We start from the raw sequence: 20,473 nt of genomic DNA, 5'->3' as shown, positions 1-20,473 counted from the left end.
TAAGGAAGCGCGCTGATGCGCGTGCATTAAGCGTAGAGCAAAGGTCGGGCCACTGCCCTGCAGCGCAGGTAAATCAACACCTTGCGCGGTTTTGGTCGGACGGGCGGGGGCTGGCTGTGGCGCTTTCGATACGCAGCTCGTGACACTTTGTACCGTTATTGGCACAGCGTGTGACGGCGCGGGTCGGCCAGCATTGCAATACGCGACCAGCAGGAGGATGCTCAGGCTCACGCTCGATGCCCAACCCTGCGGAGAGAACAACAAGAAATGCACGACAACCATTTGAGTCGCCATGCCCAGCAAGTGTTGACCGTGACCCAGGGCAAATCCCACCTGCACGGCCCCGGCAGCGATCCGTCCATTGCCCGCTCCTGGCTGCGTTGCCTCGAGGACTACCATCTCGACCCGGCCCTGACCGTGGCGCCCACCGTGCTGGAACACGGCCGCCTGCTGGAAAGTCGCGAACGCCTGCAACACGTGTTGCAGATCGCCGGCAATGAAATGAGCAGCCTGCACCAGCAACTCTCCGGCGCCGGCCATGCAGTGTTGCTGACCGATGCGCGCGGGGTGATCCTCAATTGCGTCACCGCGCCCACCGAGCGGCGCATTTTCGAACGCGCCGGGCTGTGGCTCGGCGCCGACTGGAGCGAGGCCTGCGAGGGCACCAACGGTATCGGCACCTGCCTGGTGGAGCGTCAGGCCCTGACCATTCACCAGGACGAACATTTTCGTGGCCGCCACACCGGCCTGACCTGCTCGGCGAGTCCGGTGTTCGACCCCCATGGCGAACTGCTGGCGGTACTCGATGTGTCCTCGGCGCGGCACGATGTCTCCCGGCAAAGCCAGTTCCACACCATGGCGCTGGTCAATCTGTCGGCGAAGATGATCGAGAGCTGCTATTTCCTGCGTTATTTCGACAATCAATGGTTGCTGCGTTTTCACTTGCAGGCCGAATCCGTCGGGCTGTTCAGCGAAGGGTTGCTCGCGTTCGATGGCGAAGGGCGGGTCTGCGCGGTCAACCAGAGCGCACTGAACCTGCTGGGGCAGGTTCGCGGCTCGATGCTGGGCCAGCCGGTGGAAGCGTTTTTCGACTGTGCGCTGGATGAACTGCTCGGCCGCGCCAGTGTGAACGCCAGCGCCAGTTGGCCGTTGCGCACCCGTGATGGCCGCAGCCTGTTTGCCCTGCTGCGCGGGCAGCCTCGTAGCCCTACGGTGCCTGTGGCGCCAGCCCCGGTCGTGGCCGAACCGTCGCGCTCGCCGGGCATTTGCCTGGGCGATGAACGGTTGCAGGCGGATTTTCGCAAGGCGTTGCGGGTGTTCGAGCGCGATGTGCCGCTGTTGATCAATGGCGAGACCGGTTCCGGCAAGGAGGCGTTCGCCAAGGCCGTGCACCAGGCCAGCCAACGTGCCGACAAACCCTTCGTCGCACTCAATTGCGCGGCGATTCCCGAAAGCCTGATCGAAAGCGAGCTGTTCGGCTATCGCGGCGGCAGCTTCACCGGTGCACGCAAGGAAGGCATGCGTGGCAAGTTGCAGCAGGCCGACGGCGGCACACTGTTCCTCGACGAAATCGGTGACATGCCGCTGGCGATGCAGACCCGCTTGCTGCGGGTGCTCGAAGACCGACAGGTGGTGCCGATTGGCGGCGCGCCGGAGTCGGTCAATGTGCGGATCATCAGCGCGACCCACCGCGACTTGCTGGAAAGGGTGCAGGCCGGCAGTTTCCGCGAGGACCTCTATTACCGGCTCAACGGCCTGGAAGTCGGGTTGCCGGCCCTGCGTGAGCGCAGCGACCGGGCGCAGTTGCTCGACTACTTGCTGGCGCAGGAAGCGGGCGGTGAACCGGTAATGATCGACGAGCCTGCCCGCCAGGCATTGCTGGGGTTCGGATGGCCCGGCAATGTGCGACAGATGCGCAATGTGCTGCGCACACTGGCAGCGCTGTGTGACGGCGGGCGGGTGGGCCTGGAGGATTTGCCCGCGATGATTGTCCAGGTGCGCCCGGCAGCGACCTCGGCGGAGGAGCCTGTCGGCGAGCACCCACTGGAAGATGCCGAGCGGCTGGCGCTGCTGACGGCGCTGGAACAGCAGCGTTGGCACATGACCCATACCGCCCAGCAGCTGGGGGTGAGCCGCAACACCCTGTACCGAAAATTGCGCAAGCACGGCATTGCCCGCTGAGCCCCTGTAGGAGCGAGCTTGCTCGCGATGGCGATTTCGAGGACGCCATCGCGAGCAAGCTCGCTCCTACAGGGAGACGGTGCGTCGCAATCGAAACAAAGGTGCGATTTTCCCCTCCCTACGCTAACCTGCGGCCATGTTTTACGAGGTCGACTATGCACATTCATATTCTGGGTATCTGTGGCACTTTCATGGGTTCGATGGCGGTTCTGGCCAAAGAGCTGGGCCATCACGTGACGGGCTCCGATGCCAACGTCTATCCACCGATGAGCACTCAGTTGCAGGCGCAGGGCATTGAACTGACCCAGGGTTATGACCCGGCGCAGCTCGATCCGGCCCCCGACCTGGTGGTGATCGGCAACGCCATGTCCCGTGGCAACCCGGCGGTCGAGTACGTGCTCAACAAAGGTTTGCCTTATGTGTCCGGCCCGCAATGGCTGGCCGACCACGTGCTGCAAGGCCGCTGGGTGCTGGCCGTCGCGGGCACGCACGGCAAAACCACCACCAGCAGCATGCTCGCCTGGGTGCTGGAGCACGCGGGCATGAGCCCGGGCTTCCTGATCGGCGGCGTGCCGCAGAACTTCTCGGTGTCCGCGCGGCTGGGCGGCACGCCGTTTTTCGTCATCGAAGCCGACGAATACGACAGCGCGTTCTTCGACAAACGTTCCAAGTTCGTCCACTACCGCCCGCGCACGGCGATCCTGAACAACCTGGAGTTCGATCACGCGGACATCTTCCCCGATCTGCCAGCCATCGAACGGCAGTTCCATCACCTGGTACGGACCATCCCGAGCGAAGGCCTGGTGATTCATCCCACCACCGAGCCCGCCTTACAGCGTGTGATCGAAATGGGCTGCTGGACCCCGGTGCAAACCACCGGTGCCGGCGGGCAGTGGCAGGTCAAGTTGCTCAAGGACGACGGTTCGGCCTTTGAGGTGATGTTCGACGGCGTGGCCCAAGGCGTGGTCGAGTGGGACATGACGGGCCAGCACAACGTCGCCAATGCCCTGGCGACATTGGCTGCAGCGCGCCACGTCGGTGTTGTGCCGGCCATGGGCATTGCCGCCTTGAGCGCGTTCAAGAGCGTGAAGCGGCGTATGGAAAAAGTCGCAGAAGTGCGCGGCATCACCATCTACGATGACTTCGCCCACCACCCGACAGCGATCGCTACCACCCTCGACGGCCTGCGCAAGCGCATTGGCGACGCGCCGTTGATCGCGATCATCGAGCCGCGTTCCAACTCGATGAAGCTCGGCGCCCACCGTGACGGCTTGCCCGAAAGCGTGGTCGATGCCGATCAGGTGATCTGGTACGCACCGGCCAACCTCGGTTGGGACCTGGGCGCCACCGCAGCCCTGTGCACCGTTCCGTCGATCGTCAGCGATTCGCTGGAAGGCATCATCGAGCGCGTGAAAAGCCAGGCCCAGCCAGGCACCCATGTGGTGATCATGAGCAACGGCGGCTTTGGCGGCCTGCACGGCAAGCTGGCCGAGGCGCTGAAATGAACAACGGCCCGGATCGCATCACGCTGGCGATGACCGGTGCTTCCGGCGCCCAGTATGGCTTGCGCCTGCTGGACTGCCTGATTCGCGAAGACCGCGAGGTGCACTTCCTCATTTCCAAGGCCGCGCAACTGGTGATGGCCACGGAAACCGATGTGACGCTGCCGCCGAAAACCCAGATGATGCAAGCCTTCCTCACCGAGTACACCGGCGCTGCCGACGGACAGATCCGCGTGTATGGCAAGGAAGACTGGATGTCACCGGTGGCTTCCGGCTCTGGCAGCCCGGCGGCCATGGTGGTGGTGCCGTGCTCCACCGGCACGCTGTCGGCCATCGCCACTGGGGCGTGCAACAACCTGATCGAGCGTGCCGCCGATGTCACCCTGAAGGAGCGTCGCCAGCTGATCCTGGTTCCCCGTGAAGCGCCGTATTCGAGCATTCATCTGGAGCACATGCTCAAGCTGTCGAACATGGGCGTGACGATCCTGCCGGCATCGCCGGGTTTCTATCACCAGCCACAAACCATCGACGACCTGGTCGACTTCGTCGTGGCGCGGATTCTCAATCTGCTGAACATCCCGCAGGACATGCTGCCGCGCTGGGGTGAACACCATCTGAGCAGCGATGACTAAGCTGCTGGTGATGGTGCTGGCCTTGCAATTGGTCGGTTGTGCCACCGCGCGTACGCTGGACGCCGCCAAGCCGGGGGCGCCCATCGTGTATGCCGGGACGCGGCTGGACTTGTATGCGTTGAACGGTGGTTGCTGCGCGATAGACCGCTTTGGCGCAGAGGCGCCGAGTTATCCGGGCGTCGATCTGCCGGCCAGTGCCTTGCTCGATACGCTGCTGTTGCCGTTGTCGGTATTGACGGTGATCGGGGTGAGTTTTCAGGCGACGGGTGGGTTGTAGCGCCTGGTCACCCATCGCGAGCAGGCTCGCTCCCACACGGGTTCTGTGTGCACAAATCCAATGTGGGAGCGAGCCTGCTCGCGAGCCTTTCCCATAGGCACCACCAATCACTTGCCCAACTTGCGCAGCTCATCCGACTCGATCACCCGCACCCCGTCCTGTTCTTCCAGTGCCAGGCGCCACATGGCGCGGGCCAGTTGGCAGGCTTCGATGCCGCGGTACTTGCCTGGAATCAGGCGCGACAGCGGTCCGGCGAACTGCTCGGCCATGCGTGGTTCGATACGCTCGCCCAGCAGCAGTGAAGGCCGGCAGATGGTCAACTGCGGCCAGTCCTGCGCACGCAGGGCCTGTTCCATCTCCCCTTTGACCCGGTTGTAGAAGATCGACGATTTCGGATCGGCGCCGATCGCACTGATCACGATCAGGTGCCGCGCGCCCATCTCCCGGGCGCGTTTGGCGAAAGCCACCACCATGTCCAGATCGACCGCGCGGAACGCCTCTTCCGAGCCCGCCTGCTTGATGGTCGTGCCGAGGCAGCAGTAGGCGATGTCGACGCGACCGTTCAACTGCGGCAGGAACACCGCCGGGTCGCCGACCGGGTTTTCCAGGTGAGGGTGTTCGGCCAGCGGCCGACGCGAAGGGGCCAGGACACGGGTGATGGTCGGCTCGTTGAGCAGGCGATCGAGCAAATGTTCACCGGTCAGCCCGGTGGCTCCGGCAAGCAATACATGCTGAGGCGTCAAGTACATAGTGTGTCTCCCTTGATACTGTTCAGCTTAGTTGCTCTTTGCATCCTCGCTGCTGATAGAGACACTTTGTAGTGCTTTTCGTGCCTGCTGTTTGCGCAGTAATTGCCAGTGCGAAAGCACGGTCTTGGGCGCCCAGATCTGTGGCTCGGACGCTTCGAAGCCGTCCGCCAGTTCACGCTCGGCCACGGTGGCCCTGGCCAGCTTGAAGGCCTGTTCCAGGTCGTCGGTCTGGTTCAGGGCCTGGGCGAACAGCGCGTCGCCGAAGTAGGTGAAGTTGGCTTCTTCCGAGCAACCGAAGGACACGCGGTCCGCGCGCGAGGCGGTCATGATCAGCGTGCGTTCGTCCTTGAGGGCCGGGATGAAACCGCCGGAGTAGCAGGACGAAATCACGATCACCTTGTCGCGGTTTCGCAGCGGTGCGAGCACGGCGGCGAGTTCATCGGCCGGCAGGTCGGCCAGCTCCATGCGCGGCTGGTCGAGCACCAGTTCATGCTCGCTGGTGCCGTGGCTGGTCAGGTAGATGAAGATCAGGTCTTCCGGGCCGCTGCGTTCGGCCAGCGTCAGGGCGGCGCGGCGCAGGTTTTCCCGGGTGGCCATCGGCCGGTCGACGAGGTGGTCGCGATGATTGACCAGGCGGATCTGGCCAAAGGCACCGAAACGGCTGGCGAGCATGTTGCTGACGTAGTCGGATTCGCGCAGGAACACGCTCTGCTTGCCGTCGCCGCCGAGGGTCAGGGTGTACAGCTCGACCGCCGAAGTGGAGGCCGGCACATTGGCCAGTGCGTTATCGAGCAGGCGACCCTGGGCCAGCAGGCCGAGTTCGAGGCTGTCGGGCAGCAGCTTGCCATCGGCGTCGCGTACCCGTTGGCCGTTGGCCCAGATGCCGCTCTGTACGGTGCCATCGGTGAGCACCAGCGTGCCACGGCCGTTATAGCTGTCACCTTCGAACTGGCCGATATAGAAGCTGCCATCGGACAGGTTCAGTCGGCCCTGGCCGCTGAAGCGCCAGTCGCTGAACTGACCGAGGTAATGGCTGCCATCGGTGCCGATCAGCTCGCCCTTGCCGTTCAGCGAGCCTTCCTTGAACTGGCCCAGCCAGACATCGCCGTCGGCGTTTTCGTAGCGACCCTTGCCGTTCAACTGGTTGTTCTTGAACCCGCCAACATAGATATCGCCATCGGCGCTGTTGAAGGTGCCGTTGCCTTCCAGTTGCCCGTCCTTGAAGTGTCCGGTGAATTGATTGCCGCTGCCGTCGCCGCGCTGGCCCTCGCCGTTGGGCTTGCCGTGGACGAACTGGCCCTGATACGAACTGCCGTCTTCAAGTTCGAGGCGGCCCAGTCCCGAATACTGATCGGCCTTGAATTCGCCCCGGTAGGTCATGCCGTTTTCCTTCAGGCTGCCTTCACCATCGCGCCGCCCCGCCTTGAAGCCGCCGGTGTAGCTGCTGCCACTGGTGGTCAACGTGCCCTGGCCGTCGAACAGGCCCTGGTTGAAGGTGCCGCGATAGACTTCGCCGTTGCTGCCATGCCATTCGCCCTGGCCATGCCACTGGCCCTTGTCGAAGCCGCCGGCGTACCAGCTGCCGTTGGGGTAGTCGACGCGGCCCTGGCCCTGCAGCAAGCCGTCGACCAGGTCACCGCGATAGCGTCCGCCGTCCGGCAGGCGGGCGTCGGGGGGCAACAGCGATTCGCCGTCGCCGCAAGCGGTGAGCATCAGGGTCAGGGTGAGCAGTGCAAGTGAGCGCATAGCGGGATCCGGGCAATTAGGCGACCGAGTATGCCGCAGCTCCATGACCTTATATAGATGGGGGAATGGCGACAGGTCGCGAAACAGCATGCGCTGCTTCGCATCCCGCGGGTTTTACACGAAGCAGAGGGACAGCGGCTCGGCGATGTAGGCCGGTTTTTCCGAGCCGTCGATCTCCAGGGTGGCGGTGGCCTTGAGCAGCCATTGGCCGGGTTTCTTCTCGGTGACTTCGGTCAGGTCGACCTTGAGTCGCACTTTCGAATCGACCTTGACCGGCTGGATGAAGCGCACGCTGTCCAGGCCGTAGTTGACCACCATCTTCAGGCCTTGCGGCAGGACGAGGATGTCTTCCATCAGTTTGGGAATCAGCGACAGCGACAGGAAACCGTGTGCAATGGTGCTGCCAAAGGGCGTTTGCGCGGCCTTGACCGGATCGACGTGGATGAACTGATAGTCTCCAGTGGCTTCGGCGAACAGGTTGATGCGCTCCTGGTCGATCGTGAGCCATTCGGAACGTCCAAGTTCCTTGCCGACATAGTCTTTGAGCTCTGCAACGGGAACGTAGGGCATTGAGACTCTCCTTGTATTCATCGGTTTTATAATTTTGAAGGGGAGGATTCAGGCCTCCCGGAATACCACTGTAGATCACCATGAGCGAATGCTGCGGTCAACCGACCATGCTTTTGGCGAATGCCGGTCCATAGCGCTGGCATGCTTATAATGCCGACGCGAATTTGTGGGGGAGAGGACGGATGTTGTTACGTGGCCTGACCTGGCTGGTGTTGTTCCAATTGCTGGGCACCGCCATCAATCATTTGTGTGTGCCGGTGTTGCCGGGGCCGATCATCGGCCTGTTGCTCCTGCTGGTGTACCTGATCGTGCGTGGCCAGGTGGGTGAGCCCTTGAGCCTGGCGGCCAGCAGCCTGTTGCGTTACCTGCCGTTGCTGCTGGTGCCGCCGGCCGTGGGCGTGATGGTTTACGCCAGTGACATTGCCGCCGACTTCTGGGCGATTGTCGGTGCGCTGGTGTTGTCGCTGCTGCTGTCCATGGCGTTCGCCGGGGTGCTGATGCAGCGCATGGTCAAGCCTCACGCCCATCGAGAGGATCAGCCATGATGCTCGACTGGCAAGGCGCGTGGACGTCGGTGATTCATCACCCGCTGTTTGGCATCGGCATCACCCTCGGTGCCTATCAACTGGTGCTGGCAGCATTCGAGAAAACCCGCTGGATCTTCCTGCAGCCGGTGCTGGTCTCCATGTTGCTGGTGATCGGTGTCCTGGTGGGTTGCGGCCTGACGTACGCCGAGTATCGCAAGAGCACCGAGATCCTCAGCATTTTGCTCGGCCCCGCCACGGTGGCGCTGGCCGTACCGCTTTACCTCAATCTGCGGCGTATCCGGCAGTTGTTCTGGCCGATTTTTACTACGCTGGTGATAGGCGGCGTGGTTGCCACGAGCATGGGCGTGCTGCTGGGCTGGTGGTTCGGCGCCGAACACATGATCCTGATGACCATGGCGCCGAAATCGGTGACGTCGCCGATTGCAATGCTGGTGGCCGAGCAGATCGGTGGCGTCGCGGCACTGGCGGCGGTGTTCGTGTTGATCACCGGGGTGATTGGCGCGATCTTCGGCCCGAGCCTGCTCACCCGGCTTGGTGTGCACAGTCCCGAGGCGCGTGGCATGGCGCTGGGCATGACCGCCCATGCGGTGGGCACGGCGGTGGCCATGCAGGAAAACGAAGAATGCGGTGCCTTCGCGGCACTGGCGATGAGTCTGATGGGCGTGGCCACGGCGGTCCTGCTGCCGCTGGCGGTGTCGATGGTGGTGTAAGGAAATGTCTATGAGCCTGCCGCTTTTCCCGTTGAACACGGTGCTGTTTCCCGGTTGCATCCTCGATTTGCAGATATTCGAGGCGCGCTATCTGGACATGATCAGCCGCTGCATGAAACAGGGCGGCGGGTTCGGGGTGGTGTGTATCCTCGACGGCGAAGAAGTCGGAATCGCCCCGTCGGGCTATGCGCTGGTCGGTTGTGAAGCGCTGATCACCGATTTCAAGCAGCAGGACAACGGCCTGCTGGGCATTCGAGTGCAAGGTGGCCGGCGTTTCCATGTGCTGCGCAGCGAAATCCAGCGCGATCAGTTGACCGTCGCCGATGTCGAGTGGCTCGAAGACGAACCCGAGCAACCGTTGCAGGACGAGGATGCCGATCTGGTGGCCTTGCTCAAGGCGCTGGCCGAACACCCGATGGTCGAAGCGCTGAACATGGGGACCGACGCGACCGGGCAGCAATCGCTGGCCAATCAATTGGCGTATTTGTTGCCGTTCGCCGAAGTCGACAAGATCGACCTGTTGCAACTCGATGACCCGCAACAGCGACTGGATGCCATCCAGGCGTTGCTGGATGAGTTGCAGGGTGAGTTATTCGCTTAGTTCAACTATGAATTGAGTTAATTAATTGGTAATAGTTGGCCGGTTTGCCTGGCATTGCATAGAGATCAAGTTGTGGTTAGTTTTAATTGCCCGCAAGAAGCGGGTCAATCAAACCACAAAGGGATTTAAATAATGCCAATCTACGCTAACGAACGCGCTACCTGGGAAGCCGCTGCAGTAGGCTTTCTGCTGAAAATTTCCGGCCAGCAATCTTTCGAAGACACCGCCAGGCTTGCTTGTGCAATGGCCGATGCCCTGATCCTCGAACAACGCAAACGCCAGTGGGTTTAAGCAGCCCGTAGGAGCGAGCTTGCTCGCGATCAATGCCACGAATAAATCAAACTCTGCGAGTCAACGAATTATCCTGTCATTGATCAACAGCAAGCTCGCCCTGCACTAAATACCCGATATATATATTTACCCTCGCCCTGATCAGTACGCATACCTGAGCATCGCATGCGGCAAATGCCGCAGTGCAAAGAAACCGAATAGCGCGAGCATCGAAGGCAATACCAGCCACCAGATTTTCGGAGGCATGGCGTTGAGAGGTGTCTGGCGCTGAATCAACCCCAGACTCGCCGCACACACGCACGCCGCCAGCATGGCGCCGGCCAGCACATCCGTCGGCCAGTGCGCGCCCAGATAGACCCGCGACAGGGCAATCGCCAGCGCCGGCAGGCAGCCCAGCAGCAACCAGGTCAGGCGCATGCGTGGCGGTTGTCCGCGTCCGGCGAGTACGGCCAGCGTCAAAAACAGCGCAAAGGAGCCCGAGGCATGACCGCTGGGCATGCTGTAGCTCGTCAACGGATCACTGAGGACTTCGGGGCGCACGCGGGCGAAAAACTGCTTGGTGAACGTATTGCCCAGCGCGGTGACGAGCAGGGTGCTGCCGGCGAATATCGCCTGGCGCCATTGCCGGGTGAGCAGCAGCAAAGCGGTGAGCAGGGCACTGAACAGCAGCATGTTGCGGAACTCGCCGATCAGCGTGAACGTCACGGCGACTTCGTCGAGGACCGGGCTGCGGTGTTCCTGCACCAGTGTCATGACACCCTGGTCGAGAGCAGTCAGGTACGGATAGCCGATGAACAGGCCCGCCAGAATCAGCACGCTCATTGCGGCAATCAGGATCGTCGCCTTGCGATGACGGCGCAGGCTGCTGGTCACGCTCAGGCCGATCATCACCGCGATGCTGCCTGCGACAATCCCGGCCTCAGGCCAGAAGCCCTCCGGCAATGGCAGGCGAATGGCGGCGCCGGTGGCCCAGCCAGGGAGCAGGTAGGCAACGCTCCAGCCGGCAGCGGCCAACAGGCTGACGGCGGCAAAACGCGGGAAGGGCATGTCGAACATGCCGGCGACCATCGGCAGCATTGGCCGCAATGGCCCGATGAAGCGCCCGACCAACAGGCTCGCGATGCCATAACGCTGGAAATAGGTTTCGGCCCCGGCAATCCATTCCGGGTGATGACGCAGGCCGGGCAGGCGGCGGATGTTCTGATGGAAATGGCGACCGATGAAGTAGGACACGACATCGCCCAATACCCCGGCGACGAAGCCCAGCAGCAGCGTTTCACTCAGCGACAGCGCGCCGCTGCCGGCCAGCACCGCGACGGCGAACAGCAGCACCGTGCCGGGTACGATCAATCCGGCGATCGCCAGGCATTCGACAAAAGCCACAATGAACACCGCTGCGGCGAGCCACTGCGGGTTCGCCGCCAGCCATCCGGTGACGCTATCGAGCCATGGGCCCATAAATACAACTCCATCAATTGTTTTAAATGCACCGCCTGCCCCTGTAGGAGCGAGCTTGCTCGCGATGGCGGTGTGTCAGTAAAGCAAACATCCACTGACACACCGCCATCGCGAGCAAGCCCGCTCCTACAGGGGGCGTTGTTCAACTTAAGTCAGCACAAAATAGTCGCGACCTTCGACCTGCCCCCGTCGCAGCGGGTTCCGCGTGCAGTAGGGTGCATAGGCGGCATCGACGAAGCGATACATCAAATGCTCGTCGCGGCCGTGGGGAATGCCCAGGCGGGTTGTCTGGATGATCTGGCCGGGCGGCGGGCCGATATCCTCCACCAGCAGCACCTCGTGATCAAAACGCTTGGCGTCCCACACCGGCACCTTCAAGCCCAGTGCCTTGCACAGCAGGGTCTGCCCGGCGCAGAGTTTTTGCGAAGGGCGCGGGTGGCCCTGGGCGTCGGGGTTGTTCAGCAGCATCTGCGCCAGGCTGGCCGGCCCGCTCACCTCATCGACCCACGGATAGGCGGACTTGATCAGTACCGCATTGCCGGGGCCCTGCGCGCTGAAGTTCAGCGAATCACCGCCGCGGGCGTAGTACATATAGATGTGTCCGCCGTCCAGAAACAAAGCCTTACGCTTTTCTGTGTAGCCGAGGGACGCATGGCTGCCTTTTTCCTCGAAGTAATACGCTTCTGTCTCGATAATTCGAGCGCTGAGCCACAGATCGCCGACCCGATGACGGATGACTTTGCCGAGCAGGTCACGGGCCAGTGTTTGCGCATCCCGATTGAAGAACGCGTCGGGAAGCCCGACGGGCAGGGGCGCGGAGGGGGCGCGAGCTGTCAGGTTGGACATGGTGGTCGGTGTTCGTCCGGGCGAAATGAACCGTGATGATAACAATTTGCAGCTTAATCACGGCTGAACGTCGGCAAATGGCGCTCCATTTCGACCATCCGCCCGTCACCGCTGTTAGTCAGTGGACGCGACAGCTATAATCTGCCGCTTTCTCTTCACCAAGACCTTTGCAAAGACCGCCATCGACCATGACTGAGTCCGTTCTCGACTACATGACCCGCCTGGGTCGCGCTGCCCGCGAGGCATCGCGCATCATCGGCCGTGCCAGCACCGCGCAGAAAAACCGCGCCCTGCAGGCCGCCGCCAATGCGCTGGACGCCGCGCGTGCCGAGCTGACGGCCGCCAATGAGCGGGATCTGCAAGCGGGGCGGGCCAATGGTCTTGAGCCGGCGCTGCTGGAGCGGCTGGCGCTGACCCCGGAGCGCATCGACGGCATGATCGTCGGCCTGCGCCAGGTCGCCGCGTTGCCGGACCCGGTGGGGGCCATTCGTGACATGAGCTTCCGTCCGTCGGGGATTCAGGTCGGCAAGATGCGCGTGCCGCTGGGCGTGATCGGGATCATCTACGAATCGCGGCCCAACGTGACCATCGACGCCGCCAGCCTGTGCCTGAAGTCCGGCAATGCCACCATCCTGCGTGGCGGCTCCGAAGCCATTCACTCCAATCGTGCAATCGCCGCCTGCATCCAGCGAGGCCTGGCCGAAGCGGATCTGCCCGCCGCCGTCGTGCAAGTGGTCGAGACCACCGATCGCGCCGCCGTTGGCGCGCTGATCAGCATGCCCGAGTACGTCGATGTCATCGTGCCCCGTGGCGGCCGTGGCCTGATCGAGCGGATCAGCCGTGATGCGCGGGTGCCGGTGATCAAGCACCTGGACGGCATCTGCCATGTCTACGTCAGTGCCGGTGCCGACCTGCCGAAAGCCCGGCGCATCGCCTTCAATGCCAAGACTTATCGCTATGGCATCTGTGGCGCGATGGAAACGCTGCTGGTTGACCAGACCGTTGCCCAGGATTTCCTGCCGCCCATGGCGGCCCAGTTCCGCGAAAAAGGCGTCGAGCTGCGCGGTTGCGAGCGCACCCGGTCGATCATTGATGCGATCGCCGCCACCGAGGAAGACTGGCACACCGAATACCTGGCGCCGATCCTGTCGATCCGCGTGGTCGACGGGCTGGACCAGGCCATCGAACACATCAACCATTACGGTTCCCACCACACCGATTCGATTGTCAGCGAACACCTGGGCGAGACCCGGCGTTTCGTCGCTGAAGTCGACTCGTCGTCGGTGATGATCAACACCCCGACCTGCTTCGCCGATGGTTTCGAATACGGATTGGGTGCCGAGATCGGCATTTCTACTGATAAGCTGCACGCCCGTGGCCCGGTGGGCCTGGAAGGCCTGACCTGCGAGAAGTACGTCGTGGTCGGTGATGGCCAGTTGCGCGGTCAGGCGTCGGTCTGACTTGAGCGACCTCAATCCCTCGGCCATGGCGCCGCGCCGAATCGGCGTACTGGGCGGGACGTTCGATCCGGTGCATATCGGCCACTTGCGCGGTGCGCTGGAAGTCGCCGAATCGCTGGCGCTCGATGAGTTGCGACTGACACCCAGTGCCAGGCCGCCCCATCGGGATACGCCGCAGGTGTCGGCGAAAGACCGTCTGGCGATGGTCGAGTGCGCGGTGGCCGGTGTGGCGCCGTTGGTGGTGGACGCCCGCGAATTGCAGCGGGACAAACCGTCCTACACCATTGATACCCTGGAACTGATGCGTGCGGAACTCGCCGCGCAAGACCAGGTTTTTCTGCTTTTGGGCTGGGACGCTTTTTGCGGCCTGCCCACTTGGCACCGCTGGGAAGAGTTGCTCCAGCATTGCCATATCCTGGTGCTGCAGCGCCCGGATGCCGACAGCGAACCGCCGGATGCCTTGCGCAACCTGCTGGCAGCGCGCTCGGTGAGCGACCCGCTGGCCCTGAAGGGGCCGAGCGGACAGATTGCATTCGTCTGGCAGACGCCGCTCGCGGTTTCTGCCACCCAGATCCGTCAACTGCTGGCCAGCGGTAAGTCGGTACGTTTCCTGGTGCCCGACGCGGTCCTGGCCTACATCGATGCGCACGGTCTGTACCGTGCGTCGAACTGAACAAGGGTGCGTTTCAGCCACGTGAATGCGTGTAGCGAAGCGCCCGAACATACGAGCAAAACGAGTTTTATATGACTGACAAAGACGTAGCTAAAGTTAAGCGCAAAGGCACTTTCAAGAGCGCCCCGCTGCCAGTGGAAGCGCCAACCGGTGAAGTGCTGGCTGGCGAAGAGCTGGTCAAGGTTTCCGTAGCCGCCCTGGAAGACGTCAAGGCCCAGGACATCCAGGTGATCGACGTTCGTGACAAGCAGAGCATCACCGACTACATGATCATCGCCACCGGTACTTCCAACCGCCAGATCGGCGCAATGCTGGACAAGGTCCGCGAAGCGGTGAAGGCCAAGGGCGTCAAGCCGCTGGGCGAAGAAGGCAAGGGCGACAGCGACTGGGTGTTGCTGGATATGGACGATGTCATCGTGCACATGATGACCGCCTCGGCTCGCCAGTTCTATGACCTGGAGCGCCTGTGGGCCGGTGCCGAGCAGAGCCGTTCGGCCAGCGGCGCGCACCACAGCCCGGAAAACCCGCACGAGCATTTCACCAAGCTCAACAAAGACCAGCAGTAAGGGACCGCTGTGCGACTGCGACTGATCGCCGTCGGTTCACGCATGCCCAAATGGGTGGAAGAAGGCTGGCATGAATATGCCAAGCGTCTTCCGTCCGAGCTGGCTCTGGAACTGGTGGAAATACCGCTCAACACCCGCGGCAAGAACGCCGACGTGGCGCGCTTCATCCGTCAGGAAGGCGAAGCCATGCTGGCCAAGGTCGGGCAGAACGAGCGGATCGTTACCCTCGAAGTCCACGGCAAGCCCTGGAGCACCGAGCAGTTGGCGGTCGAGCTCGATCGCTGGCGCCTGGACTCGCGCACGGTGAATTTCATGGTCGGCGGCCCCGAAGGGCTGGCGCCGGAAGTCTGTGCGCGGGCGGATCAGCGCTGGTCGTTGTCGCCGCTGACGTTGCCGCATCCGCTGGTGCGGATTCTGATCGGCGAACAGCTGTACCGTGCCTGGACAGTGCTGTCCGGCCACCCTTACCACAAGTAGTTCTGCCTCATGTCCCAGCCGATCCGCATCAAGGACCACGAAAAAGACGCCCGCCTGGTGCGTGGCCGCGTCGTGTTCGGGGCTATTGCGGTGGTGGCGCTGATCGGCGTGCTGATCGCGCGCCTGTATTTCCTTCAGGTGATCCAGTACGACTATCACTCGACCCTGTCGGAAAACAACCGCGTCCATGTGCAGCCGATTCCGCCGACCCGCGGGCTGATCTTCGACCGTAACGGCGTGGTCGTGGCCGACAACCGGCCCAGCTTCAGCCTGAGCATGACCCGCGAGCGTTCCGGCGACTGGCAGCAAGTGCTCGACGTGATCGTCGAAGTGCTGGAGCTGACGCCCGAAGATCGGGTGATCTTCGAAAAACGCATGCGCCAGGGGCGCCGGCCATTCGAGCCGGTGCCGATCCTGTTCGAGCTGACCGAAGAGCAGATCGCCCGCATCGCCGTGAACCAGTTCCGCCTGCCAGGCGTGGAAGTGGTTGCGCAACTGGTGCGGCATTACCCGCAGGGCGCGCATTTTGCGCACTCGGTGGGGTACATGGGGCGGATCAACGAGAAAGAGCTCAAGACCCTCGACCCGGTGAACTACAGCGGCACCCACCACATCGGCAAGACCGGCATCGAGCGTTTCTACGAGCCCGAACTGCATGGCCAGGTGGGTTACGAGGAAGTCGAAACCAACGCCCGGGGCCGCGTATTGCGGGTCCTCAAGCGTACCGACCCGATTCCCGGCAAGGACATCGTCCTGAGCCTGGACATCAAGTTGCAGGAAGCCGCCGAAGCGGCGCTCGGCGGTCGCCGTGGCGCGGTGGTGGCACTGGACCCGGCCACTGGCGAAGTGCTGGCGATGGTCAGCCAGCCGAGCTTCGACCCTAACCTGTTCGTCACCGGCATCAGCTTCAAGGCCTACGCCGAGCTGCGTGATTCCATCGACCGGCCGCTGTTCAACCGCGTATTGCGTGGCTTGTACCCGCCGGGTTCGACCATCAAGCCGGCGGTGGCGATTGCCGGCCTGGACGCAGGTGTGGTCACGGCCACGTCGCGAGTCTTCGACCCCGGTTATTACCAGTTGCCCAACTACGATCACAAATACCGTAACTGGAACCGCACCGGTGATGGCTACGTGGATCTGGACACCGCGATCATGCGGTCCAACGACACCTACTTCTATGACCTGGCGCACAAGCTGGGCATTGATCGGTTGTCGGCCTACATGACCAAGTTCGGGATCGGCCAGAAGGTCTCGCTGGACATGTTCGAAGAATCGCCGGGGCTGATGCCTTCGCGCGAATGGAAGCGCGCCACCCGCCGTCAGGCCTGGTTCCCGGGGGAAACGCTGATTCTCGGGATCGGTCAGGGCTACATGCAATCCACCCCGCTGCAACTGGCCCAGGCCACGGCGCTGGTGGCCAACAAGGGTGTGTGGAACCGCCCGCATCTGGCCAAGACCGTCGAGGGCGAACGGCCCAAGGATGACAACCCGATGCCGGACATCGTCCTGCGCGACCCGTCCGACTGGACCAAGGTCAACCACGGCATGCAGCAGGTGATGCATGGCGCCCGGGGTACGGCGCGCAAGGCTTCGATCGGCGCGCAATACCGGATCGCCGGCAAGAGTGGTACGGCCCAGGTCGTGGCCATCAAGCAGGGCGAGAAATACGACCGCTCCAAGGTTCAGGAGCGCCATCGCGACCACGCCCTGTTCGTGGGCTTCGCTCCCGCCGACAACCCGAAAATCGTCGTGTCGGTGATGGTCGAGAACGGTGAATCCGGTTCCGGCGTCGCCGCTCCTGTGGTGCGACAAGTCATGGATGCCTGGCTGCTGGACCAGGACGGTCGGTTGAAGGCCGAATACGCCAGCCCTATCAGTGCGGAGGCTACGGCCCGTGAAGAGTAATTTCGATCGCATCCTCTCCAGCGAGGATGTGATGCGTCGCCGTGCGACGCTGTTGCAACGCATGCACATCGACGGCCCGTTGCTGATCCTGTTGCTGACCCTGGCGGCCGGCAGCCTGTTCGTGCTGTATTCGGCCAGCGGCAAGAGCTGGGACCTGCTGGCCAAGCAGGCCACCTCGTTCGGCATCGGCCTGACGTCGATGATCATCATCGCCCAGTTCGAGCCGCGTTTCATGGCGCGCTGGGTGCCGCTGGGCTACGTAGCCGGCGTGATGCTGTTGCTGGTGGTGGACATCATGGGGCACAACGCCATGGGTGCGACCCGCTGGATCAACATCCCCGGGGTGATCCGCTTCCAGCCGTCCGAATTCATGAAAATCCTCATGCCGGCGACCATTGCCTGGTATTTGTCCAAGCGCACCCTGCCACCGCAGCTCAAGCACGTCGGGGTCAGCCTGATGCTGATCGGCGTGCCGTTCATTCTGATCGTGCGCCAGCCGGACCTCGGTACATCGCTGCTGATTCTCGCCGGCGGGGCCTTCGTGCTGTTCATGGGCGGGCTGCGCTGGCGCTGGATTCTCAGTGTGCTGGCCGCGACCGTGCCGGTGGCGATCGCCATGTGGTTTTTCGTCATGCACGACTACCAGAAGCAGCGTGTACTGACCTTCCTCGATCCGGAAAGCGATCCGCTGGGCACCGGCTGGAACATCATTCAGTCCAAGGCCGCCATCGGCTCCGGCGGCGTATTTGGCAAGGGCTGGCTGCTCGGCACCCAGTCGCACCTGGACTTCCTCCCGGAAAGCCACACCGACTTCATTATCGCGGTACTGGGTGAAGAGTTCGGTTTGGTCGGCATCTGTGCGCTGCTGCTGATTTATCTGCTGCTGATCGGCCGCGGTCTGGTGATTACCGCCCAGGCGCAGACGCTGTTCGGCAAGTTGCTGGCGGGCGCCCTGACCATGACCTTTTTTGTTTACGTTTTCGTCAACATCGGTATGGTCAGTGGGCTGTTGCCGGTCGTGGGGGTGCCGTTGCCGTTCATTAGCTACGGAGGAACTTCGCTGGTCACGCTGCTGTCAGCGTTTGGGGTTTTGATGTCGATCCATACCCATCGCAAGTGGATCGCACAGGTTTGAATAAGGTGAAGAGTTCAATGCAAGCAGTGCATGGCTGGGCGGCTCGATGTGCGTCATGGGTCGGTCTGGTGGGCATCCTTGGCTCGGCGCAGGATGCGTTGGCCGGCGACTACGAAGGCACCCCCCAGGTGGCCGAGTTCGTCGGTGAAATGACCCGCGACTACGGTTTTGCCGGTGAGCAGCTGATGGGCGTGTTCCGCGAAGCCGAGCGTAAACAGTCGATTCTCGACGCCATTTCCAAACCCGCTGAGCGCGTCAAACAGTGGAACGAATACCGCCCGATGTTCATCACCGATGCGCGCATCGCCCGCGGTGTGGATTTCTGGCGGCAGCACGAAGCCGTCCTGGCCCGTGCCGAGCAGGAATATGGCGTTCCCGCCCAGGTGATTGTCTCGATCATCGGCGTTGAGACCTTTTTCGGCCGTAATACCGGCAATTTCCGCGTCATTGATGCCCTGTCTACCCTGGGTTTCGACTATCCTCCTCGTGCCGAATTCTTCCGCAAGGAATTGCGTGAGTTCCTGTTGCTGGCCCGGGAAGAGCAGGTCGACCCTTTGACCCTCAAGGGTTCCTACGCCGGGGCAATGGGCTTGCCGCAGTTCATGCCGAGCAGTTTTCGCGCCTATGCGGTGGATTTCGACGGTGACGGCCACATCAACATCTGGACCAACCCGGACGACGCCATCGGCAGTGTCGCCAGTTATTTCAAGCGCCACGGCTGGGTCGCCGGCGAACCGGTGGTCAGCCGCGCGGATGTACGAGGCGAGCAGGTCGACCAAGGTTTGACCACCGGCATCGAGCCGACGAAAACCGTCGGGGAGTTGCGAGCCCTGGGGTGGTCAAGTCATGATGCGCTGCGCGATGATATGCCGGTCACGGCATTCCGCCTGGAAGGTGACAATGGCCCTGAATACTGGATGGGCCTGAAGAATTTTTACGCGATCACGCGTTATAACCGCAGCGTGATGTACGCCATGGCCGTACATCAACTGTCTGAACAGCTGGTCCAAGCACGGGGCGTCAAGTAATGCGGGCATTGCCTATGAATAAACCCCTGAAGCTGATGGCATTCGCCACCTTGGCGGTGCTGGTCGCCAGTTGTTCGACCAGCCGTGCGCCCTCGCAGAAGTCTTCCTCCACCGCCGTGCGTTCGGCGCCGGGGCTGGACATCAACCGCGCCCACAAGGATGGCGCGCCCTGGTGGGACGTCGATGTCTCGCGCATTCCGGACGCCACGCCGACCCTGCACACCGGCCCCTACAAGGCCAACCCGTATACGGTGCTGGGCAAGACCTATTTCCCGATCCAGGAATCCAAGTCTTACGTCGCCTCGGGCACGGCATCGTGGTATGGCACCAAGTTCCACGGCCAGAACACCGCCAATGGCGAGGTCTATGACCTGTATGGCATGAGTGCCGCCCACAAGACTCTGCCACTGCCCAGTTACGTTCGCGTGACCAACCTGGACAACAACAAGACCGTGATCCTGCGGGTCAACGACCGTGGGCCGTTCTACTCGGATCGCATCATCGACTTGTCCTACGCGGCCGCGAAGAAACTCGGCTACGCCGAAACCGGCACGGCACGGGTCAAGGTCGAAGGTATTGATCCACAGGCCTGGTGGGCACAGAGAGGGCGCCCGGCGCCGCTGATGCTCAACGAGCCGCAGGTCGCACAAAACAATGCGCCGGCGATTACCGCGTCGGCCGGCACTGTCGAGCAATGGACACCACCGCCGCAGCAACACGCCGCGGCCGTCGTGCCGGTACAGATAGATGCAAAAAAAAACGCTTCTGCACCAGCGTCTGGCCAGTATCTGCAGGTGGGCGCGTTCGCCAACCCGGACGCTGCAGAACTGCTGAGGTCGAAGCTCAGCGGGATGGTGAGCGCTCCGGTGTTCATCAGCTCGATCGTGCGCAACCAGCAGACACTGCATCGGGTGCGCCTGGGGCCGATCGGTTCGCCGGGTGAAATCCAGCAGGTGCAGAACAGTGTGCGACTGGCCAATCTCGGTTCGCCGAGCGTGGTCACCGCCGAGTAAGACGCAGTACTTGAATGACGGTTCACTTGCGGTTTTGGGGGATGAACCAGGTTGTTGGCTCGTTGAAGAACAAAAGCCCGGCAAGGGTTACTTGAGTGAACGACT

At 62.5% G+C, this 20,473-nt stretch carries 21 protein-coding genes; 16 read left to right on the top strand and 5 right to left on the bottom strand.

Annotated elements, in window-relative coordinates; all coding sequences use genetic code 11:
- The first annotated feature begins 267 nt into the window (after positions 1-267).
- From ABVN20_RS10415 to ABVN20_RS10400, 4 genes are all read left to right on the top strand, one after another.
- On the top strand, positions 268-2,181 hold the full coding sequence (locus tag ABVN20_RS10415) for a sigma-54-dependent Fis family transcriptional regulator (RefSeq protein WP_368555547.1): 1,914 nt from the start codon (positions 268-270) through the stop codon (positions 2,179-2,181).
- A gap of 155 nt (positions 2,182-2,336) precedes the next feature.
- A complete protein-coding gene (gene mpl / locus ABVN20_RS10410; RefSeq protein WP_368555546.1) occupies positions 2,337-3,686 on the top strand; it encodes a UDP-N-acetylmuramate:L-alanyl-gamma-D-glutamyl-meso-diaminopimelate ligase in 1,350 nt (449 codons plus the stop codon).
- Positions 3,683-4,315, top strand: a complete 633-nt coding sequence (gene ubiX / locus ABVN20_RS10405) for a flavin prenyltransferase UbiX (protein ID WP_368555545.1) — start codon at positions 3,683-3,685, stop codon at positions 4,313-4,315. Before mpl ends, ubiX begins: the two co-directional genes overlap by 4 nt.
- Complete coding sequence (locus ABVN20_RS10400) at positions 4,308-4,592, top strand: YceK/YidQ family lipoprotein (RefSeq protein ID WP_368555544.1); 285 nt, start codon at positions 4,308-4,310, stop codon at positions 4,590-4,592. Before ubiX ends, ABVN20_RS10400 begins: the two co-directional genes overlap by 8 nt.
- A 107-nt stretch (positions 4,593-4,699) precedes the next feature.
- Here ABVN20_RS10400 and ABVN20_RS10395 read toward each other — a convergent pair whose 3' ends face one another.
- The 3 genes from ABVN20_RS10395 to ABVN20_RS10385 form a co-directional block, all read right to left on the bottom strand.
- Entirely contained in the window at positions 4,700-5,341 is a 642-nt protein-coding gene (locus ABVN20_RS10395) for an oxidoreductase (protein ID WP_368555543.1), read from the bottom strand.
- Positions 5,342-5,368: 27 nt separating this feature from the next.
- Positions 5,369-7,087, bottom strand: coding sequence for a C13 family peptidase (locus ABVN20_RS10390; RefSeq protein WP_368555542.1), 1,719 nt, complete (start codon positions 7,085-7,087; stop codon positions 5,369-5,371).
- Between the two features lie 114 nt (positions 7,088-7,201).
- Positions 7,202-7,657, bottom strand: a complete 456-nt coding sequence (locus tag ABVN20_RS10385) for a MaoC family dehydratase (RefSeq protein WP_368555541.1) — start codon at positions 7,655-7,657, stop codon at positions 7,202-7,204.
- Positions 7,658-7,839: 182 nt separating this feature from the next.
- Here ABVN20_RS10385 and ABVN20_RS10380 point away from each other — a divergent pair, with 182 nt between their 5' ends.
- From ABVN20_RS10380 to ABVN20_RS10365, 4 genes are all read left to right on the top strand, one after another.
- Positions 7,840-8,202 (top strand): CidA/LrgA family protein, encoded by a 363-nt coding sequence (locus tag ABVN20_RS10380; RefSeq protein WP_368555540.1) that lies wholly within the window; start codon positions 7,840-7,842, stop codon positions 8,200-8,202.
- Positions 8,199-8,915 (top strand): LrgB family protein, encoded by a 717-nt coding sequence (locus ABVN20_RS10375; protein ID WP_368555539.1) that lies wholly within the window; start codon positions 8,199-8,201, stop codon positions 8,913-8,915. Before ABVN20_RS10380 ends, ABVN20_RS10375 begins: the two co-directional genes overlap by 4 nt.
- A gap of 10 nt (positions 8,916-8,925) precedes the next feature.
- Positions 8,926-9,516, top strand: coding sequence for an LON peptidase substrate-binding domain-containing protein (locus tag ABVN20_RS10370; protein ID WP_368555538.1), 591 nt, complete (start codon positions 8,926-8,928; stop codon positions 9,514-9,516).
- 132 nt (positions 9,517-9,648) lie between these two features.
- On the top strand, positions 9,649-9,807 hold the full coding sequence (locus ABVN20_RS10365) for a hypothetical protein (RefSeq protein WP_368555537.1): 159 nt from the start codon (positions 9,649-9,651) through the stop codon (positions 9,805-9,807).
- A 141-nt stretch (positions 9,808-9,948) separates the two neighbouring features.
- On the opposite strand, the gene ABVN20_RS10360 is transcribed toward ABVN20_RS10365, so the two are convergent.
- Together ABVN20_RS10360 and ABVN20_RS10355 are read right to left on the bottom strand one after the other, a co-directional pair.
- A complete protein-coding gene (locus ABVN20_RS10360; protein ID WP_368555536.1) occupies positions 9,949-11,265 on the bottom strand; it encodes a bifunctional DedA family/phosphatase PAP2 family protein in 1,317 nt (438 codons plus the stop codon).
- Positions 11,266-11,412: 147 nt separating this feature from the next.
- On the bottom strand, positions 11,413-12,111 hold the full coding sequence (locus ABVN20_RS10355; protein WP_368555535.1) for a DNA-3-methyladenine glycosylase: 699 nt from the start codon (positions 12,109-12,111) through the stop codon (positions 11,413-11,415).
- A 188-nt stretch (positions 12,112-12,299) separates the two neighbouring features.
- On the opposite strand from ABVN20_RS10355, the gene ABVN20_RS10350 reads away from it, so the two are divergent.
- The 8 genes from ABVN20_RS10350 to ABVN20_RS10315 all read left to right on the top strand — a co-directional run bounded on the left by ABVN20_RS10350 (position 12,300) and on the right by ABVN20_RS10315 (position 20,368).
- Positions 12,300-13,571, top strand: coding sequence for a glutamate-5-semialdehyde dehydrogenase (locus ABVN20_RS10350; RefSeq protein WP_368555534.1), 1,272 nt, complete (start codon positions 12,300-12,302; stop codon positions 13,569-13,571).
- Positions 13,572-13,596: 25 nt separating this feature from the next.
- The gene (gene nadD / locus ABVN20_RS10345) at positions 13,597-14,244 is read left to right on the top strand and encodes a nicotinate-nucleotide adenylyltransferase (RefSeq protein ID WP_368557694.1); all 648 of its coding nucleotides are present in this window, start codon (positions 13,597-13,599) and stop codon (positions 14,242-14,244) included.
- 71 nt (positions 14,245-14,315) lie between these two features.
- A complete protein-coding gene (gene rsfS / locus ABVN20_RS10340) occupies positions 14,316-14,810 on the top strand; it encodes a ribosome silencing factor (protein ID WP_368555533.1) in 495 nt (164 codons plus the stop codon).
- Positions 14,811-14,819: 9 nt separating this feature from the next.
- Positions 14,820-15,287 (top strand): 23S rRNA (pseudouridine(1915)-N(3))-methyltransferase RlmH, encoded by a 468-nt coding sequence (rlmH, locus tag ABVN20_RS10335; RefSeq protein WP_009051038.1) that lies wholly within the window; start codon positions 14,820-14,822, stop codon positions 15,285-15,287.
- Positions 15,288-15,296: 9 nt separating this feature from the next.
- Positions 15,297-17,192, top strand: a complete 1,896-nt coding sequence (gene mrdA, locus ABVN20_RS10330) for a penicillin-binding protein 2 (RefSeq protein ID WP_368555532.1) — start codon at positions 15,297-15,299, stop codon at positions 17,190-17,192.
- A 31-nt stretch (positions 17,193-17,223) separates the two neighbouring features.
- Complete coding sequence (gene rodA, locus ABVN20_RS10325; protein WP_368557693.1) at positions 17,224-18,327, top strand: rod shape-determining protein RodA; 1,104 nt, start codon at positions 17,224-17,226, stop codon at positions 18,325-18,327.
- 17 nt (positions 18,328-18,344) lie between these two features.
- Entirely contained in the window at positions 18,345-19,355 is a 1,011-nt protein-coding gene (gene mltB, locus ABVN20_RS10320) for a lytic murein transglycosylase B (RefSeq protein ID WP_368555531.1), read from the top strand.
- Positions 19,355-20,368: a septal ring lytic transglycosylase RlpA family protein gene (locus ABVN20_RS10315; protein ID WP_368555530.1), complete on the top strand. Its 1,014-nt coding sequence runs from the start codon at positions 19,355-19,357 to the stop codon at positions 20,366-20,368. The genes mltB and ABVN20_RS10315 overlap by 1 nt, the downstream gene beginning before the upstream one ends.
- Positions 20,369-20,473 lie beyond the last annotated feature (105 nt).

Source organism: Pseudomonas sp. MYb118 (assembly GCF_040947875.1).
Taxonomy (GTDB): domain Bacteria; phylum Pseudomonadota; class Gammaproteobacteria; order Pseudomonadales; family Pseudomonadaceae; genus Aquipseudomonas.
This window is presented reverse-complemented; position numbering and strand designations above follow the sequence as displayed.

Excerpts from the sequence above, each read along its gene's own strand:
- nadD (WP_368557694.1), top strand. The coding sequence starts at position 13,597 with ATGGCGCCGCGCCGAATCGGCGTACTGGGCGGGACGTTCGATCCGGTG.
- mpl (WP_368555546.1), top strand. The coding sequence starts at position 2,337 with ATGCACATTCATATTCTGGGTATCTGTGGCACTTTCATGGGTTCGATG.
- ABVN20_RS10360 (WP_368555536.1), bottom strand. The coding sequence starts at position 11,265 with ATGGGCCCATGGCTCGATAGCGTCACCGGATGGCTGGCGGCGAACCCG.
- ABVN20_RS10395 (WP_368555543.1), bottom strand. The coding sequence starts at position 5,341 with ATGTACTTGACGCCTCAGCATGTATTGCTTGCCGGAGCCACCGGGCTG.
- mrdA (WP_368555532.1), top strand. The coding sequence starts at position 15,297 with ATGTCCCAGCCGATCCGCATCAAGGACCACGAAAAAGACGCCCGCCTG.
- ubiX (WP_368555545.1), top strand. The coding sequence starts at position 3,683 with ATGAACAACGGCCCGGATCGCATCACGCTGGCGATGACCGGTGCTTCC.
- ABVN20_RS10365 (WP_368555537.1), top strand. The coding sequence starts at position 9,649 with ATGCCAATCTACGCTAACGAACGCGCTACCTGGGAAGCCGCTGCAGTA.
- ABVN20_RS10415 (WP_368555547.1), top strand. The coding sequence starts at position 268 with ATGCACGACAACCATTTGAGTCGCCATGCCCAGCAAGTGTTGACCGTG.
- rsfS (WP_368555533.1), top strand. The coding sequence starts at position 14,316 with ATGACTGACAAAGACGTAGCTAAAGTTAAGCGCAAAGGCACTTTCAAG.
- ABVN20_RS10370 (WP_368555538.1), top strand. The coding sequence starts at position 8,926 with ATGAGCCTGCCGCTTTTCCCGTTGAACACGGTGCTGTTTCCCGGTTGC.
- ABVN20_RS10400 (WP_368555544.1), top strand. The coding sequence starts at position 4,308 with ATGACTAAGCTGCTGGTGATGGTGCTGGCCTTGCAATTGGTCGGTTGT.
- rodA (WP_368557693.1), top strand. The coding sequence starts at position 17,224 with ATGCGTCGCCGTGCGACGCTGTTGCAACGCATGCACATCGACGGCCCG.
- mltB (WP_368555531.1), top strand. The coding sequence starts at position 18,345 with ATGCAAGCAGTGCATGGCTGGGCGGCTCGATGTGCGTCATGGGTCGGT.
- ABVN20_RS10355 (WP_368555535.1), bottom strand. The coding sequence starts at position 12,111 with ATGTCCAACCTGACAGCTCGCGCCCCCTCCGCGCCCCTGCCCGTCGGG.
- ABVN20_RS10390 (WP_368555542.1), bottom strand. The coding sequence starts at position 7,087 with ATGCGCTCACTTGCACTGCTCACCCTGACCCTGATGCTCACCGCTTGC.
- ABVN20_RS10375 (WP_368555539.1), top strand. The coding sequence starts at position 8,199 with ATGATGCTCGACTGGCAAGGCGCGTGGACGTCGGTGATTCATCACCCG.
- ABVN20_RS10315 (WP_368555530.1), top strand. The coding sequence starts at position 19,355 with ATGCGGGCATTGCCTATGAATAAACCCCTGAAGCTGATGGCATTCGCC.
- ABVN20_RS10350 (WP_368555534.1), top strand. The coding sequence starts at position 12,300 with ATGACTGAGTCCGTTCTCGACTACATGACCCGCCTGGGTCGCGCTGCC.
- ABVN20_RS10385 (WP_368555541.1), bottom strand. The coding sequence starts at position 7,657 with ATGCCCTACGTTCCCGTTGCAGAGCTCAAAGACTATGTCGGCAAGGAA.
- ABVN20_RS10380 (WP_368555540.1), top strand. The coding sequence starts at position 7,840 with ATGTTGTTACGTGGCCTGACCTGGCTGGTGTTGTTCCAATTGCTGGGC.